This window comes from Variovorax sp. GW821-FHT09A10 (genome assembly GCF_059418385.1).
The window spans coordinates 388,446-403,139 of sequence record NZ_JBWKPT010000005.1 but is presented as its reverse complement, the minus strand read 5'-3'; the positions used below and the strand labels follow the sequence as shown (position 1 = coordinate 403,139).

Sequence of the window (14,694 nt, the reverse complement as noted above, 5' to 3'; positions counted from 1 at the left end):
GATCAGTCCTTCTTGAGGTGCCGCCGCTGGTCGTAGGTCGGCTGCGGCGGCAGGTCGGCGAGGTGGCGCGTGTCGGCCCACTCGACGATCTCGATGGCGTCCGGCGCAGCCGGGTCGGCGATGCGGATGCGGTTGAAGCCCGCGTTCGGGATCTCGCTCTGGCGCGGGCCGCTGAGGCTCAGGCCGCGCGCGGTGCGCCACACCATGTCGAGCACGCCGCCGTGCGTGACGACGATCAGGCGCTGGCCGCGGTGCGCGGCGGCGACGGCGCCGAGCGCGCCGATCACGCGCGCATGGAACTCGCGCGCGCTCTCGCCCTGCGGCATGGCGTGGTCTTCGCGGAACTCCAGCCACTCTTCCCAGGCGCGCGGATGCTGGCTCTGGATCTCGTCGGCCCGCATGCCCTCGACCACGCCGAAATGCTGCTCGCGCAGCGCCGCCGAGGTGACGACCGGCAGCGCCAACTGCTGCGCCGCGGGCGCCGCGGTCTGCTGGGCGCGCATGAGGTCGCTGCTGATGAGGTGCTGTGCCGTCTCGCCCGCGAGCCGCAGGCCGAGGCGGCGCGCCTGCTCGTGGCCGATGTCGTTGAGCGGGACGTCCGCGTGGCCCTGGAAGCGCAGCTCGCGGTTCCAGGCGGTTTCGCCGTGGCGGATCAGGATGAGGTCGGTGGGGGCGGAGTCGGGGGTGGTGGTGGACATTGCATGCATTGTCCCCCGAGTGCATGACACGGCGGCTTCGTGCCAACCCGCTGTTGCACGGTCGCCACCGCGTACGGGCCGTGCGCCGGGTGCGTCCGATCGCGCAAAATCGGCCCATGCCTCATCTTGTCCTGCTGCCCGGCCTTGCCTGCGACGAACGCCTCTGGGAGGCCCAGTTGCCCGCACTTCCCGCCGCTTTCGGCGCCCGCGTGAGCGACGTCCAGACGCGCCACGACACCATCGAAGGCATGGCCAGCGCCGTGCTGCGCGAGCACGACGGCCCGCTGGTGCTGTGCGGTGCCTCGATGGGCGGCATGGTCGCGATGGAAGCGGCGCGCCAGGCGCCCGAGCGCATCGCCGGGTTGATGCTGCTGGGCACCAGCGCGCGGCCCGAGACGCCCGACATGTTCGCGCTGCGCGAAGGCGCCATCGAATGGTTCGAGCGCGGCGAGGTGCGCGAGATCATCGAGCCCAACGTCGCCTTCGCCTTCCATCCCGCGCAGGCCGCCAACCCGGCGCTGGTGCAGCGCTACCTGGACATCGTGCTCGGCGCCGGCGCGGCCCAGCTCATCCGCCAGAACCACGCCGTGATGCGCCGCCCCGATGCGCGCACGCACCTGGCCCTGCTGCGCGCGCCGGTGCTGCTGATGTGCGGCGACGACGACCGCCTCGCGCCGCCCGAATGCACCCGCGAGATGGCGGCGCTGCTGCCGCGCGCCGAGGTGGTGTGGGTGCCGCAGTGCGGCCACATGCTGACGATGGAGAAGCCTGCGTTCGTCAACACGGCGCTCAACGCCTGGCTGGGCAAGCACTTCCCCAGCGCTTGAGAGCCCCGGTCAGTGCAGCTGGCCGCCGGTTTCCGCAACGTCCTGCTTCACGGCCAGCGCGGTCTTCACGGTGATGCGCAACGCATCGACCAGCGTCTCGAGCGCCATGCTCGGCGCACCCGGAAAGCGCGCCGCCTGCGCGGGCAGGTAGGGAATGTGGATGAAGCCGCCGCGCGCGCCCTTCGCCGACGGATGCGTCGCGATGCGGTGCATCAGCCCGTAGAAGAGGTGGTTGCACACAAAGGTGCCCGCGCTGTTCGACACCGAGGCCGGCACGCCGCCCGCGCGCAGTTCGCGCACGATGGCCTTCACGGGCAGGCTCGAGAAGTAGGCGGCGGGCGCGCCGGGTATCACGGGCACGTCGATCGGCTGACGGCCGAGGTTGTCGGGCACGCGCGCGTCGTCGACGTTGATGGCGATGCGCTCCGGCGTGAACTCGGCGCGACCGCCGGCCTGGCCGATGCAGATCACCAGCGTCGGCTGGAGTTCGTCCATCGCGCGGTCGAGCGCAGTGAGCGCCTCGCCGAAGACGCAGGGCACAAGGCGCGCATGCACGGTGGCACGGCCGCACTGCCAGCCGTCGAGTGAGCGCACCGCTTCCCACGACGGGTTGAGCAGCTCCTGCTCGAAGGGCTCGAAGCCCGTCAGCAGGACGTTGGGAGAAGCGCGCTTCGCCGGCATCCTGTTCAGGCCATCGCGCGAACGTCGATGCCTTCCTGCTGCAACCGCTCGCGGATGCGCCGCGCGAAGGCCAGCGCATGCGCGCCGTCGCCGTGCAGGCACACGCTCTGGGCGTTGACGGCTACGGTGCTGCCGTCGATGGCGACCACGCGGTGGTCGCGCACCAGCGACAGGGTCTGCGCGAGCGACTGTTCTTCGCTCTCGATGAGCGCGCCGGGCTGGCTGCGCGGCACGAGGCTGCCGTCGGGCATGTAGCCTCGGTCGGCGAACACTTCTTCGACGGGCTGCAGGCCGGCGCGGCGGGCCGCGTCGATCATGTTGCTGCCGGCCAGACCGAAGAACTTGAGCGAGGGATCGAAGCGACGCACCGCCTCGCACAGCGCCTCGGCGAGTTCGGGTTCTTTCACCGCCTGGTTGTAGAGCTGGCCGTGCGGCTTCACGTGCGCGAGCCGGCCGCCCTCGGCCTTGACGATCGCGGCCAGTGCGCCGACCTGGTAGAGCACGTTCGCGACGATCTCCTCGGGCGGCAGGTGCATGGTGCTGCGGCCGAAGTTCTCGCGGTCGGGAAAGCTCGGGTGCGCGCCGATCGCCACGCCGTGCGCCATGGCCCAGCGCACGCACTGCTGCATGGTCCTGGCGTCGCCCGCGTGCCAGCCGCAGGCGATGTTGGCGGAACTCACGAGGCCGAGCAGCGCTTCGTCGCTGCCGGCGCCTTCGCCGAGGTCGGCGTTCAGGTCGATCTGCATGGGGTGTTCTCCGTCTCGGGGCAGGTGCGGGAGCCACCTGCTTCAGCCAACAGTCTAGGCCGCGCCGGTCCAGCCCGCCGCGGCGAGCCCCTGCGCCACCTGCGCCAGGTAGCGCTGCTGCGCGGCCCAGGCCGCGAGCGCGTGCGACAGGTCGGTGCGCACCAGCCGCAGCCGGCCGCCGAGCGGCGCCTGCGCGAGCTTCCAGAGGTCGGCGCGGATCACCACGCCGATGCGCGGGTAGCCGCCGGTGGTCTGCGCGTCGCCCATGAGGATGATCGGCTGGCCCGAGGGCGGCACCTGGATCGTGCCGGGAATCACGCCCGACGAGAGCATGTCGCCGCCCGCCTTGCGCTGCAGCTCGGCGCCGGCCAGCCGGCTGCCCATGCGGTTGCTTTGCGGCGTGATGCGCCAGCGCTCGCTCCACAGCAGCGCCTGCGCGTCGGGGGTGAACAGATCGAACTCGGGGCCGGGCAGCACACGCAGCACGAAGGCGCCGTCGGGCTCGGCCGTGCCCCAGTCGGGCGCGCGCAGGCCGAAGGGACGGCGCGTGTTCTGGTCGGCACCGAGGCGCGAAGCGCCCAGCACGAGCCGGTCGCCCTTGCGCAGCGCGCGGCCCTCGTGGCCGCCGAAGCCGGCCTTGAGGTCGGTGCTGCGCGAGCCGAGCACGGGCGCCACGTCGATGCCGCCGGCCACCGCGAGCCAGCTGCGCAGGCCGGCCTTCGCTGTGCCGGGCGCGTTGGCACCAGCGAGCCTCAGGGTCTGGCCGGCACGCACCGGCACGCTCCAGCAAGGCCACAGCGGCACGCCGTCGAGCGTGGCGCCGAAGTCGTCGCCGGTGAGCGCGATGCGGGTGTCGACTTCGAACTGCAGCTCGCAGCCGCCCATGGTGAACTCGATGCCGGCCGCCGCGTCGGCGTTGCCGGCCAGCCGGTTCGCCAGCGTGAGCGCGAGCATGTCGAGCGCGCCGCCCGGGCAGATGCCCAGCTGGCGCAGGCCGGGTCGCCCGAGGTCCTGCACCGAGGCATGCACGCCGGGTTTGCGCACGAGGATCATGTCTGCAGGCTTTCGACGACGAAGCGCACGCGGTCGCCCGGACGCAGCAAGGTGGGCGACTCGGCCGACGGGTCGAACAGCGCGAGCGGCGTGCGCCCGATGAGCTGCCAGCCGCCCGGCGACACCAGCGGATAGATGCCGGTCTGCTCGCCGCCGATGCCGACCGAGCGCGCGGGCACGGCGGTGCGCGGTTCGGCGCGGCGCGGTGTCGCGAGTTCGGGCGGCAGCCCGCCCATGAAGGCGAAGCCCGGCAGGAAGCCGAGCAGGTAGACCACGTAGTCGCCGCCGCTGTGGCGTCGCACCACCTCGGCCGCCGACAGCCCGGTGTGGGCCGCCACGTCGGCGAGGTCGGGACCGTGCTCGCCGCCGTAGGCCACGGGAATCTCGATGCGCCGCCCTTCAGCGGCATGGGCCGCGAGCCCCGGCCAAGCCTCGAGCACGCGCGCCGCGAGTTCCTCGAACGCCACGGCGGTCGGGTCGAAGGTCAGCGTGAGGTTGTTCATGCCCGGCAGCGCTTCGCCGACGCCGGGCCAGGCCATCACCTCGGCGGCCAGCGCCCAGATGCGCTGCTGCTGCGCCAACGTGGCGGGCGCGGGCAGGTCGCACACCAGCGCCGCATCGCCCAGCGGATGCAGGCGGGGCAAGGGGGTGGCGCTCACCTCAGCGCGAAGCCTGGAGCGGGCTCATTCCCTGCCCAGGCTGCGGACTTTGGCGGTCAGCTGCTGCTCGACGTTCGGCGAGACGAACTTGTTGACCTCGCCGCCGAGCATGGCGATCTCGCGCACGAAGGTGCTGGAGATGAACTGGTACTTGTCGCTCGGGGTCAGGAACACGGTCTCGACGTCGGGCATCAGCGAGCGGTTCATGCCGGCGAGCTGGAACTCGTAGTCGAAGTCGGTCACGGCGCGCAGGCCGCGCACCATGGCCTTGCCGCCGCGCGCGACGACGAAGTCGCGCAGCAGGCCCGAGAAGCTCTCGACCGTGACCTGGTCGCTGTAGGGCTTCACCGCCTCGCGGGCCATGTCCATGCGCTCGGAGAGCGTGAACAGCGCCTTCTTGTGGTGGCCCGCCGCGACGGCGACGATCACCTTGGAGAAGAGTTGGGTTGCACGCCGCACCACGTCCTCGTGACCGAGGGTGATGGGGTCGAAAGTGCCGGGATAAACCGCGATCACGTTGCTGGCCATGGTTGGTTCTTCCTCATGCTGCCGGTGCGGCTTGTCCGGCGGATTATGCAGGCACGGACACAGCGCGGCGCAGCAGATGGGCATGCACGGCGCCGGCCTTCAGGTAGCGGAATTCCATGAGGCCCAGCGCGGCGAGTTCCTCGGCGGCCCAGCGGCGCGGCGCCTCGAGGTAGATCGCGCCGTCGGCGTGCAGCGCGCGCGCGGCGGCGCGCAGGGCCGGCTCGTACAGCGCGAGGTTGTCGAAGGGCGGATCGAGAAACACCGCCTGCAGGCTGCCCGCCGCCGCACGCTCGAGCGCGGTGACGCCGTTGCCGCGCTCCACGCGCACGGCCTCGGCCGAGAGCTTGGCCTTGGCGGCTTGCAGCTGGGCGACCAGCGCGGCGTCCTGCTCGCACAGCAGCACGTGGGCCGCGCCGCGCGAGGCAGCTTCGAGGCCGAGCGCGCCGGTGCCCGCGAAGGCGTCGATGCAGTGCCACCCCGGCAAGGCACCGCCGCCCACGCCGGCCAGGCTCGCGAGCCAGTTGAACAGCGTTTCGCGCACGCGGTCGGGCGTGGGGCGCAGGCCGGGCTTGTCGGCCACGGCGAGGCGGGTGCGCTTCCATTCGCCGCCGATGATGCGGACCTCGCTGGGCCGCGACGGGCGCTTGGCGGCGGGGGCACGCGAGACGGGCGCGGCGGCGTTCTTCTTCGGGGGCTTCTGGGGCATGCGGCGAGCTTAACGCCGCAGCTGGCCCCCCTTCACTCAGTAGCCCATGAACGCGCGACGCGCCAGCAGCGCGGCCAGCACGAGCATGGTGCCGCCGATGAGCGCATCGAGCATCTGCCAGGCGCGCGGGCGTGCAAACACCGGCGCCAGCAGCCGCGCGCCGAAGCCCAGCGCGGTGAACCACAGCACGCTGGCCAGCGTCGACCCGACCACGAACCAGGCCTTGAGCAGGCCCGGGTACTGCGCCCCGGCCGTGCCCACGAGCAGCACGGTGTCCAGGTAGACGTGCGGGTTCAGCAGCGTGAAGCCGGCGGCCTGCGCGACCACCGCGGCGCGCGAGCGCGAGGCGCCCTGCGACACCGTCTGCAACGCGCCCGGCTGGCGCGAGCGCCACAGCGCGCGCAGGCCGTAGCCGCAGAGAAAGGCCGCGCCGAAGCCCGCGAGCAGCGTCGCCAGCATCGGCCGCCCCTTCAGCGCCTGCGCCATGCCGGCCACGCCCGCGGCGACCAGCACCGCGTCGCAGACGGCGCAGAACAGCACCACAGCGCTCACGTGCTCGCGGCGCAAGCCCTGGCGCAGCACGTAGGCGTTCTGGGCGCCGATGGCGACGATGAGCACCAGGCTCATGAAGAGCCCGTTGAGGAAAGCGGTGGAGGCGTGAACGGCGGTCATGGTCCGAGCTTGCCGTCCGCAGCCGATTCAATCAAACTAAACTTTCTAACGCCAATTCAGTTTTACTTCATTCACGACCATGCTCGACTACGCCGCCCTGCACGCCCTTGCCGCCGTGGTGCGCGAAGGCAGTTTCGAGCGCGCCGCCCGCGCGCTGCATGTCACGCCCTCGGCGGTGTCGCAGCGCGTGAAGCTGCTCGAGGAGCGCACCGGCGGCGCGCTGCTGGTGCGCGGCCAGCCCTGCGTGGCGACCGAGGCCGGCCTGCAGCTGTGCCGGCACGTCGAACGCGTGGGCATGCTGGAGCACGAGCTGCGCGAGGCCCTGCCCGCGTTGGGCATGGGCAGCGGCGAGGCGCACGAGCGGGTCACGGTGCGGGTGGCGGTCAACGCCGACAGCCTCGCGACCTGGTTCATGGCGGGCGCCGCCGCCTTTGCTGCGCAGGCGCCCGACGCCCTGCTCGACCTCACGGCCGACGACCAGGACCACACGGCCGAACGGCTGCGCAGCGGCGCGGTGCTGGCGGCCGTGACCGCGCTGGCCCAGCCGGTCACGGGCTGCAACAGCGAGGCGCTGGGCACGGTGCACTACGTGGCCGCCGCGAGTCCCGGTTTCGTGGAACGCTATTTCGCCAAGGGCGTGGGGGCGCGCACGCTGGCCGCCGCGCCGAACCTGGTGTTCGACCGCAAGGACCGGCTGCAGGCGCGCTGGGTGCGCCGCATCTGCCACCGCAACGTGGAGACGCCGCGCCACTGGGTGCCCTCGCCCGCCGCCTTCGTCGAGGCGGCTTGCCGCGGCATCGGCTGGGGCATGCACCCGACCAGCATGGTGGCCGATGCGCTGCGCGACGGCACGCTGGTGGAACTGGTGCCCGGCGCGACGTTGCCGGTGCCGCTGTACTGGCAGCATGCCCGAGCTGCGCCGCGCCTGCTGGCGCAGCTCGGTGCCGCGGTGCGCGAGGCCGCGCGCAGCGGGCCGCACGCGCTGGCCTGAACTTTTCTTACTGCACCGCGGCGGCCGGCTTGCCGCCCACCACCACCGTCACCATGCGCTGCGGCTGCAGCTTGCGGGCGAACGCGGCCTGGATGTCGGCGGCCGTGACCGCGTTCATGCGCGCGGTCCAGGTGTCGAGGTAGTCCAGTGGCAGGTCGTACCAGGCGATGTTGGCGACGTTGCCGATCAGCTTGCGATTGCTGTCCAGCAGCAGCGGGAAGCCGCCGATCAGGTTGTCCTTCGCGGCCTTCAGCTCCTTCTCGGTCGGGCCTTCGGCCACGAACTTCGCGAGCACGTCGCGCGAGACCTTCGTCGCCGCCTCGGCCTGGTCGGGCCGGGTCTGGAAGCCGATGCGGAAGGCGCCCGCCTCGAGCCCCGGCGCGAAGCCGCTGTACACGCTGTAGGCCAGGCCGCGCTTCTCGCGCACCTCTTCGGTCAGCCGCGAGACAAAGCCGCCGCCGCCGAGCACGTAGTTGCCGAGCGTGAGCGCGAAGTGGTCCGGGTCCTGGCGCGGGTAGCCGGGCTGGCCGATGAAGACGTGGGCCTGGGCCGAATCGAACGCGATGCGCTCGTCCTTCGGTGCCGTGAGCGCCGCCACCGGCGCGATGGTCGGCAGCGGTGCGCAGGCGCCGGGACTGGGCAGGCGCGACAGCAGCGTGGTCGCGAGCGCCTCGGCCTCGGCGCGCGTGACCGCGCCCACGATGCTGAGCTTGGCGCGGCACGGCAGGATCAGCTGCTCGTAGCGCTGGCGCATGGCGGCGGTGTCGATGCGCGCGAGCGTCTCTTCCGTCACTTCCTGGCCGTAGGGATGCGTGCCGTACACGGCCTGCGCGAAGGCGCGGCCGACGACGGTGGCGGGCTTGGTGTTGGCTTCCTTGATGGCGGCGTTGATGCGCTCGCGCTCGCGCGACCAGATGTCGTCGGGGAACGAGGGCTCGCCGATCTCGCGTGCGGCCAGGGCCACGGCCTTGGTCAGCAGCGCCGGATCGGACAGCGTGCGCAGCGTGTAGCTGGTGCGGTCGGTGCCGGCGCTCACGTCGAAGCTGGCGCCCAGATCGGCCCAGGCCTCGCCCAGCGCGTTCTGGTCGAGCGCGGGCTCGCCGTTGCGGCCGGCGCGCACGCCCTTCTCGACCATCGCGGCGCTGGTGCTGGCCAGCCCTGCCTGCGCGGCCGGATCGCGCCGGCTGCCGGCGTCGAAATCGATCTGCACGTCGACGATCGGCAATGCGTTGGTCGACACCAGGTACACCTTGGCGCCGTTGGCCAGCGTCCAGTGCTGGATGGGCAGCGCAGCCTGCGCGCTGCCCATGCCGAACAGCGCGGTGATGCCCGCCAGGAGGGCGGTGCTTGCAATCTTCTTGAGGTTCTTCATGAGGGAATCCGGTGCCTTTCAGCGCATCTCGCCCACGGGGGCTGCGAAGCCGCGGCCGCGCTTGGGTTCGGGCGGCAGGGGCCGCAGCGTGGCGACCGTGAGCTGGTCGTCGCCGAAGTACTTGGCGGCCACGGCCTGCACCTGCGCCGCCGTCACGGCCTGCAGCCGGGCGACGATGCGCTCGCTGGCGTCCAGCGGCAGACCCATGATCCAGTTGCTGCCGAGTTCGCGCGCCTGCGCCATCACCGAATCGCGCTTGTAGGTTTCGCTCGCCACCCACTGCGTCTTGACGCGGGCCAGCTCGGCCTCGCCGACACCGTCTTTCGCCACGCGCGCCACCTGGGCGCGCAGCGCGGCCTCGACCGTCTCGGCGGTCTTGCCGGCGGCCGGCACGCCGTCGAGCATGAAGAGTTGCGGACCGCGACCGATGAAGCCCGCGTACGCGCCGGCCGAATCGGCCACGCGGCCGGGGCCCTGCGTGAGGGCGCGGTCGAGCCGCGCGCCGGCGTAGCCGTCGAGCACGGCCGAGAGCACCACCAGCGCCCAGGCGTCGCTGTTCGCGTCGTCGATGTTCGTGAGCTGCGGCACGCGGAAGGCGAGCGACACGTAGGCCTGCTCGGCCGGGGCCTTGAACTCGAGGCGGCGGATGCCGCGCTGCGCGGGCTCGGTGCGCGGCTTGCGCTCCGGCACGGCGCGCGCGGGGATGCTGCCGTAGTACTTCTCGGCCAGCGCGCGCACGCGCGCCACGTCGACATCGCCGGCCACCACGAGCACGGCGTTGGCCGGCACGTACCAGCGCTGGAAGAAGGCGCGCGCGTCGGCCGGCGTCATCGATTCGAGGTCGCTCATCCAGCCCACCACCGGACGGCGGTAGGGCGACGAGGTGAAGACGGCCGCGTTCTGCTGCTCGCCGAGCAGCGCGCGCGGCTGGTCGTCGGTGCGCAGGCGGCGCTCTTCCTTGACCACCTCGATCTCGCGCTTGAACTCGTCGTCGGGCCACTGGTTGTTGGCGAAGCGGTCCGATTCGAGCTTCATCACCTGTTCGAGGCTGCCGACCGGGATCTGCTGGTAGTAGCCCGTGGCGTCGCGCATGGTGAAGGCGTTTTCCTGGCCGCCCAGCGCCGCCACGCGGCGCGAGAACTCGCCGGCCGGCACGCTCTTCGTGCCCTTGAACAGCATGTGCTCCAGCACGTGCGCCACGCCCGAGGTGCCGTCGACCTCGTCCATGGAGCCGACCCGCACCCACACCATCTGCACCGCGGTCGGCGAGCGCCGGTCGGGCTGCACGATCACGGTCATGCCGTTGGCGAGGGTGAATTGCTGGGGGCCCGGAGCGGCGGCAGTCGAGGCCGACGCGGCGGGAGCGGGGGTGGACTGGGCCTGCGCGGGCACGGTCCACAGCGCAGAAAGCGCCAGGGCCAGCACCGCACCAGACGCAGCGCGGCGTGGCGAGAGGTGTTTCATAGAATGGGTCGGATTGTAAAAAGCTCCCGATGTTCAGTTTCTTCAAGAAAAAACCACCTGCCGATGCCCCGGTGACACCGGCCCCGCCGCCGACCACCGAACCCGCGCCCTCCCCGGCCGCGGAACCCGCACCGGCACGCTCGGTGTTCTCGCCGTCGAGCTGGTTCGGGTCGAAGCCTGCAGCGGAAGCGCCTGTTCCCGCACCCGCACCCGCACCCGCACCCGCCCCTGCGCCGCCCCCCGAGCCGGCACCGGCCGCGCCCGTGGTGGCGCCGACGCCCGCGCCAGTTCCGGTCGCCGCACCTGCGCCGATCCCTGCGCCAGCGCCCGCCCCCGTTCCTGCACCCGCCCCTGTTCCTGCACCCGCGCCCGTCATCGCGCCACCGCCGCCCCCTCCGGCGCCCGTGCCCGCACCGCCTCCCGCACCTGTCGCCGTCGCCGAACCGGCCCCCATCGCCACCGAGCGCAAGAGCTGGTTCGACAAGCTCAAGACTGGCCTGCGCAAGACCGGCACCGGCATCCAGGCCGTGTTCGTCAATGCGCAGATCGACGACGCGCTGTATGAAGAACTCGAATCGGCGCTCCTGATGGCCGACACCGGCGTCAAGGCCACCGAGTACCTGCTCGCCGACCTGAAGGTGCGCGTCAAACGCCAGATGGCCACCGACGCCGCGCAGGTCAAGCTGCTGCTGGCCGACGCCGTCACCGACCTGCTCAAGCCGCTCGAGAAGCCGCTGGTCATCGGCGAATACACGCCCACCGTGATCATGGTGGCGGGCGTCAACGGCGCGGGCAAGACCACCTCCATCGGCAAGCTCACCAAGCACCTGGCCACCGAAGGCGCCTCGGTGCTGCTGGCCGCGGCCGACACCTTCCGGGCGGCGGCGCGCGAGCAGCTGCTGGTCTGGGCCGACCGCAACACCGTCGAGATCGTGAGCAACGAAGGCGGCGACCCCTCGGCCGTGAGCTTCGACGCGGTGAACGCCGGCAAGGCACGCGGCAAGGACGTGGTGCTGGTCGACACGGCCGGGCGCCTGCCGACGCAACTGCACCTGATGGACGAGCTCAAGAAGATCAAGCGCGTCGTCACCAAGGCCGACGCCACCGCGCCGCACGAGGTGCTGCTGGTGATCGACGGCAACACCGGCCAGAACGCGCTGGCGCAGGTCAGGGCCTTCGACGAGACCCTGGGCCTCACGGGCCTCATCGTGACCAAGCTCGACGGCACCGCCAAAGGTGGCGTGCTGTGCGCCATCGCGCGCGAGCGGCCGATTCCGGTGTACTTCATCGGCGTGGGCGAAAAGCTCGAAGACCTCGAGACCTTCAACGCCCGCGAGTTCGCGCAGGCGCTGCTCGGCTGAGGCTTTCGCTTCGGATAAAAAAAACGGCCCCCGGCTTTCGCCGGAGGCCGTCAGCTCCCTGTCTTTCTTATTTCTCCCTTGTATTCCCCCTGCGTGTGGCCTGTGCGGCGTCGCGCCTCGTGTGCGAAGGCACCGGTGGTCGACGCCTGCAACGCCCCCTGATTTCGCTTCCCTGAAACCCGAAATTACGACGGGAGGCGAACGCCCGGCAGTGCCAAAAGTCATTGCATGTGTGGCCAACCGATGGGATCGGCACGCAATGAACTACAACGTATTCACTTTCAGCCGCAGGCTGTGTGCCAAACGCTACGGTGCCGGCACAAGCCCCGCCATGGCCTGCAGCAGCGCATCGGGCGCCACGGGCTTGAACAGCACCGGCACGCCCGACTCGCGCACGCGCTGCAGGCGGTCGGGCGAGGTCTCGCCGGTGATCAGCAGCAGCGGCAGTTCGGTGCCCAGGTGCCGACTCAGGCGCAGGCCCACGTCGAGGCCGTCGACGCCGTCGGCCAGGCGGTAGTCGCACATCAGCAGGCCGAAGGGCCGGCCTTCGGCGCGAGCCTGGTGCAGCGCCTCGGCCGCGGCGGCCTCGTCGGCGACGGCGTGCGCATCGATCGCGTGCGAGCGCAGCAGGCCGGTCATGGCTTCGCGGATTTCAAGTTCGTCGTCCATCAGCAGCACGCGACCGGGCAGCATGGCCGCGCGCCGACGTGCAGCCAGTTCGACACTGCCGGCCGGAAACGGGCCCACGAGCGCGCTGACCTGCGGCGGCACGGTCGGCAGCACGACGCGGAAGTGCGTGCCCCGGCCCGGGCGCGAATGCATCTGCACCGGATGGCCGAGCAGGCGCGACAGGCGGCGCACGATCGACAGGCCGATGCCCAGGCCGCGCGCACGGTCGCGGCCCGGGTTATCGATTTGGTAGAACTCTTCGAAGATGCGGTGCGACTGCTCGGGCGCGATGCCGATGCCGGTGTCGCGCACCTCGATCCACACGGTGTCGCCGCGGTCGCGCGCCGTGACGGTCACGCCGCCCTGCACGGTGTACTTCAGGGCGTTGTCCATCAGGTTGGACAGCATGCGGTGCAGCAGCTGCGGATCGCTGCGCACCCACAGGCCGCTGGCACGCACGCGCAGCTGCAGCTCCTTCTGCTCGGCCTGCGCCGAGAAGGTGTGGTTGAGCGGCAGGAACAGCGCATCGAGCTCCACCGGCTGCGGCGAAGGCGTGATGACGCCCGCGTCGAGCCGGGACACATCGAGCATGGTGTCCAGCGACGCGCCCAGCGAGTTCACCGCGCGCATCAGGCGCTCGGCGTTGCGGCTCTCGGGCCGGCCGCGCAGTTCGTTCTCGAGCGCGGCGCCGAACAGCGCGATGGCGTGCAGCGGCTGACGCAGGTCGTGGCTGGCGGCACCGAGGAAGCGGGTCTTTTCTTCGCTGGCGCGCTCGGTGGCGGCGATCTGCTCGCCCAGGCGCGCGGCCAGCGCCTCGTTCTCGAAGCGCAGCATGAGCGAGTCGGTCAGCAGCCGGTGCTGGCGCACGCCGGCGTGCAGCGTGAGCATCAGGTAGGCCGAGCCGGCCGCGGCCAGGAACAGGTGCAGGCCATCGCCCTGCCAGGCCAGCGCGATGATCATGCCCAGCGACATGGGCAGCGTGTAGCCGAACAGCGCGGGCTTGAGCGGCCACAGCGACTGCGCGGCGCGCGCGCAGCTGCCGACGATCACGGCCATCAGCAGCGAGGTCATGGGCAGGTTCTCGTGCGGCACGATGAACCAGGGCACCACCGCCGTGATCATGCTCACCAGCGTGACCATGCGCGAGATCTTGCGCGCCCAGTACGGGCTCTCGGAGGCCGGCTTGTCGGGCGTCCAGCGCGGCGTGAAGAACACGTAGATGTCGACCGCCACCAGCGCCGCCATCCAGAACAGCAGGCGCGCATCGCTGAGCTGCGAGTAGATGATGCAGCCGAACACGATCACGAAGCCCAGGTGGGTCAGCGTGGAGATGCCGTAGGTGTCGTAGACCGAGCCGACGTGCTCGCGCAGCACGCGCTGGCCCAGCAGCTGGCCGGCGGCGGCATCGCCGCGGCCCGCCAGCGTGGCGCCGCTCAACGCAGCATGCTGATCAGCTGGGCGCGCGAGCGCATGCCGAACAGCAGGAGGATGGTCGAGACATGGTTCTTCACCGTGCCCTCGCTCAGGTTGGCCAGTTGCGCGATCTCCTTGTTCGCCTTGCCTTCGAGCACCCACTGCAGCACCTGCATCTGGCGCGGCGTGAGTTCCTGCCAGGCGCTGGCGTGCGCGAACTCCGCGTACCCCGACAGCGACTTGGGCAGCGCCGCCGGCGGCAGCGGCTGCGGCGGCGTGCCGTCGGCCTCGAACAGGCCGCAGGCGCGGATGAAGCCCACCATCTCCTTCAGGTCGGCGGACTTGGGCAGGAAGGCGCTGGCGCCGAGCGCGAGCGCGCCTTGCGCCAGCGTGCTGTTGGCGGTGCCCGAGAGCACCACGACGCGCGCCGCCGGAAAGCGCAGGCGGAACTCGGCCAGGCCGCTGAGCCCGTGCGTGTCGGGCAGCGCGAGGTCGAGCAGCACGAGGCCGATGGCCGCCTCGTTCGCGGCGTAGAGCGCGAGCGCGTCGGCGATGTTGCCGGCCTCGAACACCGAAATGCGCGCGCCCGAGGTGGCGGCCTGGGCCTGCACCAGCGCGCTCACGCCCAGGCGCAGCAGGTCGTGGTCGTCCACCACCAGGATCGCGCCGGACACGCCGACAGGCACACCGGTGTCGGTGAGGGGCGGCGGGGGTGCGGAGGGGGAGTCGAAAGAGGCCACGGATTTGATCTTAGCGGCGCAAGCCCCGCGCGACAGTGCCCTAAGTCATGGCGCCCTGCCCTCGCCCCACCCGGGACGACGCCACTTGCCACGGCCCGGCGCCGTGGGCACCAT

At 71.6% G+C, this 14,694-nt stretch carries 15 protein-coding genes; 3 read left to right on the top strand and 12 right to left on the bottom strand.

The annotated features are described in order from the left end of the window. Nucleotides 1-2: 2 nt before the first annotated feature. Complete coding sequence (locus tag AC07Q9_RS21560) at nucleotides 3-698, bottom strand: histidine phosphatase family protein (RefSeq protein WP_492680330.1); 696 nt, start codon at nucleotides 696-698, stop codon at nucleotides 3-5. Between the two features lie 116 nt (nucleotides 699-814). Between AC07Q9_RS21560 and AC07Q9_RS21555 the strand changes: the two genes are divergently transcribed. Further along, entirely contained in the window at nucleotides 815-1,525 is a 711-nt protein-coding gene (locus tag AC07Q9_RS21555) for an alpha/beta fold hydrolase (protein ID WP_174543705.1), read from the top strand. Between the two features lie 9 nt (nucleotides 1,526-1,534). Here AC07Q9_RS21555 and pcp read toward each other — a convergent pair whose 3' ends face one another. From pcp to AC07Q9_RS21520, 7 genes are read right to left on the bottom strand one after another with little or no spacing between them, the layout of a single operon-like run. Further along, a complete protein-coding gene (gene pcp / locus AC07Q9_RS21550) occupies nucleotides 1,535-2,206 on the bottom strand; it encodes a pyroglutamyl-peptidase I (protein WP_492680328.1) in 672 nt (223 codons plus the stop codon). 5 nt (nucleotides 2,207-2,211) lie between these two features. Continuing rightward, nucleotides 2,212-2,952 carry a 5-oxoprolinase subunit PxpA gene (gene pxpA, locus AC07Q9_RS21545; RefSeq protein WP_062481323.1) on the bottom strand — a complete coding sequence of 247 codons (741 nt, stop codon included), beginning with the start codon at nucleotides 2,950-2,952 and terminating at the stop codon, nucleotides 2,212-2,214. Nucleotides 2,953-3,006: 54 nt separating this feature from the next. Further along, complete coding sequence (locus AC07Q9_RS21540; RefSeq protein ID WP_492680326.1) at nucleotides 3,007-4,005, bottom strand: 5-oxoprolinase subunit C family protein; 999 nt, start codon at nucleotides 4,003-4,005, stop codon at nucleotides 3,007-3,009. Then, a complete protein-coding gene (gene pxpB, locus AC07Q9_RS21535; RefSeq protein ID WP_492680388.1) occupies nucleotides 4,002-4,649 on the bottom strand; it encodes a 5-oxoprolinase subunit PxpB in 648 nt (215 codons plus the stop codon). Before pxpB ends, AC07Q9_RS21540 begins: the two co-directional genes overlap by 4 nt. Before the next feature lie 39 nt (nucleotides 4,650-4,688). Beyond that, nucleotides 4,689-5,192, bottom strand: a complete 504-nt coding sequence (gene coaD, locus AC07Q9_RS21530; protein WP_062481439.1) for a pantetheine-phosphate adenylyltransferase — start codon at nucleotides 5,190-5,192, stop codon at nucleotides 4,689-4,691. Nucleotides 5,193-5,235: 43 nt separating this feature from the next. Next, nucleotides 5,236-5,898 carry an RsmD family RNA methyltransferase gene (locus AC07Q9_RS21525; protein ID WP_492680324.1) on the bottom strand — a complete coding sequence of 221 codons (663 nt, stop codon included), beginning with the start codon at nucleotides 5,896-5,898 and terminating at the stop codon, nucleotides 5,236-5,238. Between the two features lie 36 nt (nucleotides 5,899-5,934). Continuing rightward, a complete protein-coding gene (locus tag AC07Q9_RS21520) occupies nucleotides 5,935-6,570 on the bottom strand; it encodes a LysE/ArgO family amino acid transporter (protein WP_095746682.1) in 636 nt (211 codons plus the stop codon). Nucleotides 6,571-6,649: 79 nt separating this feature from the next. On the opposite strand from AC07Q9_RS21520, the gene AC07Q9_RS21515 reads away from it, so the two are divergent. Then, nucleotides 6,650-7,561: a LysR family transcriptional regulator ArgP gene (locus AC07Q9_RS21515; RefSeq protein ID WP_070061978.1), complete on the top strand. Its 912-nt coding sequence runs from the start codon at nucleotides 6,650-6,652 to the stop codon at nucleotides 7,559-7,561. Between the two features lie 7 nt (nucleotides 7,562-7,568). On the opposite strand, the gene AC07Q9_RS21510 is transcribed toward AC07Q9_RS21515, so the two are convergent. Together AC07Q9_RS21510 and AC07Q9_RS21505 are read right to left on the bottom strand one after the other, a co-directional pair. Continuing rightward, nucleotides 7,569-8,933, bottom strand: a complete 1,365-nt coding sequence (locus tag AC07Q9_RS21510) for a M16 family metallopeptidase (protein WP_492680322.1) — start codon at nucleotides 8,931-8,933, stop codon at nucleotides 7,569-7,571. An 18-nt stretch (nucleotides 8,934-8,951) separates the two neighbouring features. Next, a complete protein-coding gene (locus tag AC07Q9_RS21505; protein WP_492680320.1) occupies nucleotides 8,952-10,397 on the bottom strand; it encodes a M16 family metallopeptidase in 1,446 nt (481 codons plus the stop codon). A gap of 29 nt (nucleotides 10,398-10,426) precedes the next feature. On the opposite strand from AC07Q9_RS21505, the gene ftsY reads away from it, so the two are divergent. Beyond that, on the top strand, nucleotides 10,427-11,758 hold the full coding sequence (ftsY, locus tag AC07Q9_RS21500) for a signal recognition particle-docking protein FtsY (protein ID WP_492680318.1): 1,332 nt from the start codon (nucleotides 10,427-10,429) through the stop codon (nucleotides 11,756-11,758). Nucleotides 11,759-12,064: 306 nt separating this feature from the next. Here ftsY and AC07Q9_RS21495 read toward each other — a convergent pair whose 3' ends face one another. Both AC07Q9_RS21495 and AC07Q9_RS21490 read right to left on the bottom strand, forming a co-directional pair. Beyond that, nucleotides 12,065-13,864 carry an ATP-binding response regulator gene (locus AC07Q9_RS21495; RefSeq protein ID WP_489057702.1) on the bottom strand — a complete coding sequence of 600 codons (1,800 nt, stop codon included), beginning with the start codon at nucleotides 13,862-13,864 and terminating at the stop codon, nucleotides 12,065-12,067. Further along, entirely contained in the window at nucleotides 13,861-14,580 is a 720-nt protein-coding gene (locus tag AC07Q9_RS21490; RefSeq protein ID WP_492680316.1) for a response regulator transcription factor, read from the bottom strand. Before AC07Q9_RS21490 ends, AC07Q9_RS21495 begins: the two co-directional genes overlap by 4 nt. Nucleotides 14,581-14,694: the final 114 nt, after the last annotated feature.

Excerpts from the sequence above, each read along its gene's own strand:
- AC07Q9_RS21560 (WP_492680330.1), bottom strand. The coding sequence starts at position 698 with ATGTCCACCACCACCCCCGACTCCGCCCCCACCGACCTCATCCTGATC.
- AC07Q9_RS21555 (WP_174543705.1), top strand. The coding sequence starts at position 815 with ATGCCTCATCTTGTCCTGCTGCCCGGCCTTGCCTGCGACGAACGCCTC.
- pcp (WP_492680328.1), bottom strand. The coding sequence starts at position 2,206 with ATGCCGGCGAAGCGCGCTTCTCCCAACGTCCTGCTGACGGGCTTCGAG.
- pxpA (WP_062481323.1), bottom strand. The coding sequence starts at position 2,952 with ATGCAGATCGACCTGAACGCCGACCTCGGCGAAGGCGCCGGCAGCGAC.
- AC07Q9_RS21540 (WP_492680326.1), bottom strand. The coding sequence starts at position 4,005 with ATGATCCTCGTGCGCAAACCCGGCGTGCATGCCTCGGTGCAGGACCTC.
- coaD (WP_062481439.1), bottom strand. The coding sequence starts at position 5,192 with ATGGCCAGCAACGTGATCGCGGTTTATCCCGGCACTTTCGACCCCATC.
- AC07Q9_RS21525 (WP_492680324.1), bottom strand. The coding sequence starts at position 5,898 with ATGCCCCAGAAGCCCCCGAAGAAGAACGCCGCCGCGCCCGTCTCGCGT.
- AC07Q9_RS21520 (WP_095746682.1), bottom strand. The coding sequence starts at position 6,570 with ATGACCGCCGTTCACGCCTCCACCGCTTTCCTCAACGGGCTCTTCATG.
- AC07Q9_RS21515 (WP_070061978.1), top strand. The coding sequence starts at position 6,650 with ATGCTCGACTACGCCGCCCTGCACGCCCTTGCCGCCGTGGTGCGCGAA.
- AC07Q9_RS21510 (WP_492680322.1), bottom strand. The coding sequence starts at position 8,933 with ATGAAGAACCTCAAGAAGATTGCAAGCACCGCCCTCCTGGCGGGCATC.
- AC07Q9_RS21505 (WP_492680320.1), bottom strand. The coding sequence starts at position 10,397 with ATGAAACACCTCTCGCCACGCCGCGCTGCGTCTGGTGCGGTGCTGGCC.
- ftsY (WP_492680318.1), top strand. The coding sequence starts at position 10,427 with ATGTTCAGTTTCTTCAAGAAAAAACCACCTGCCGATGCCCCGGTGACA.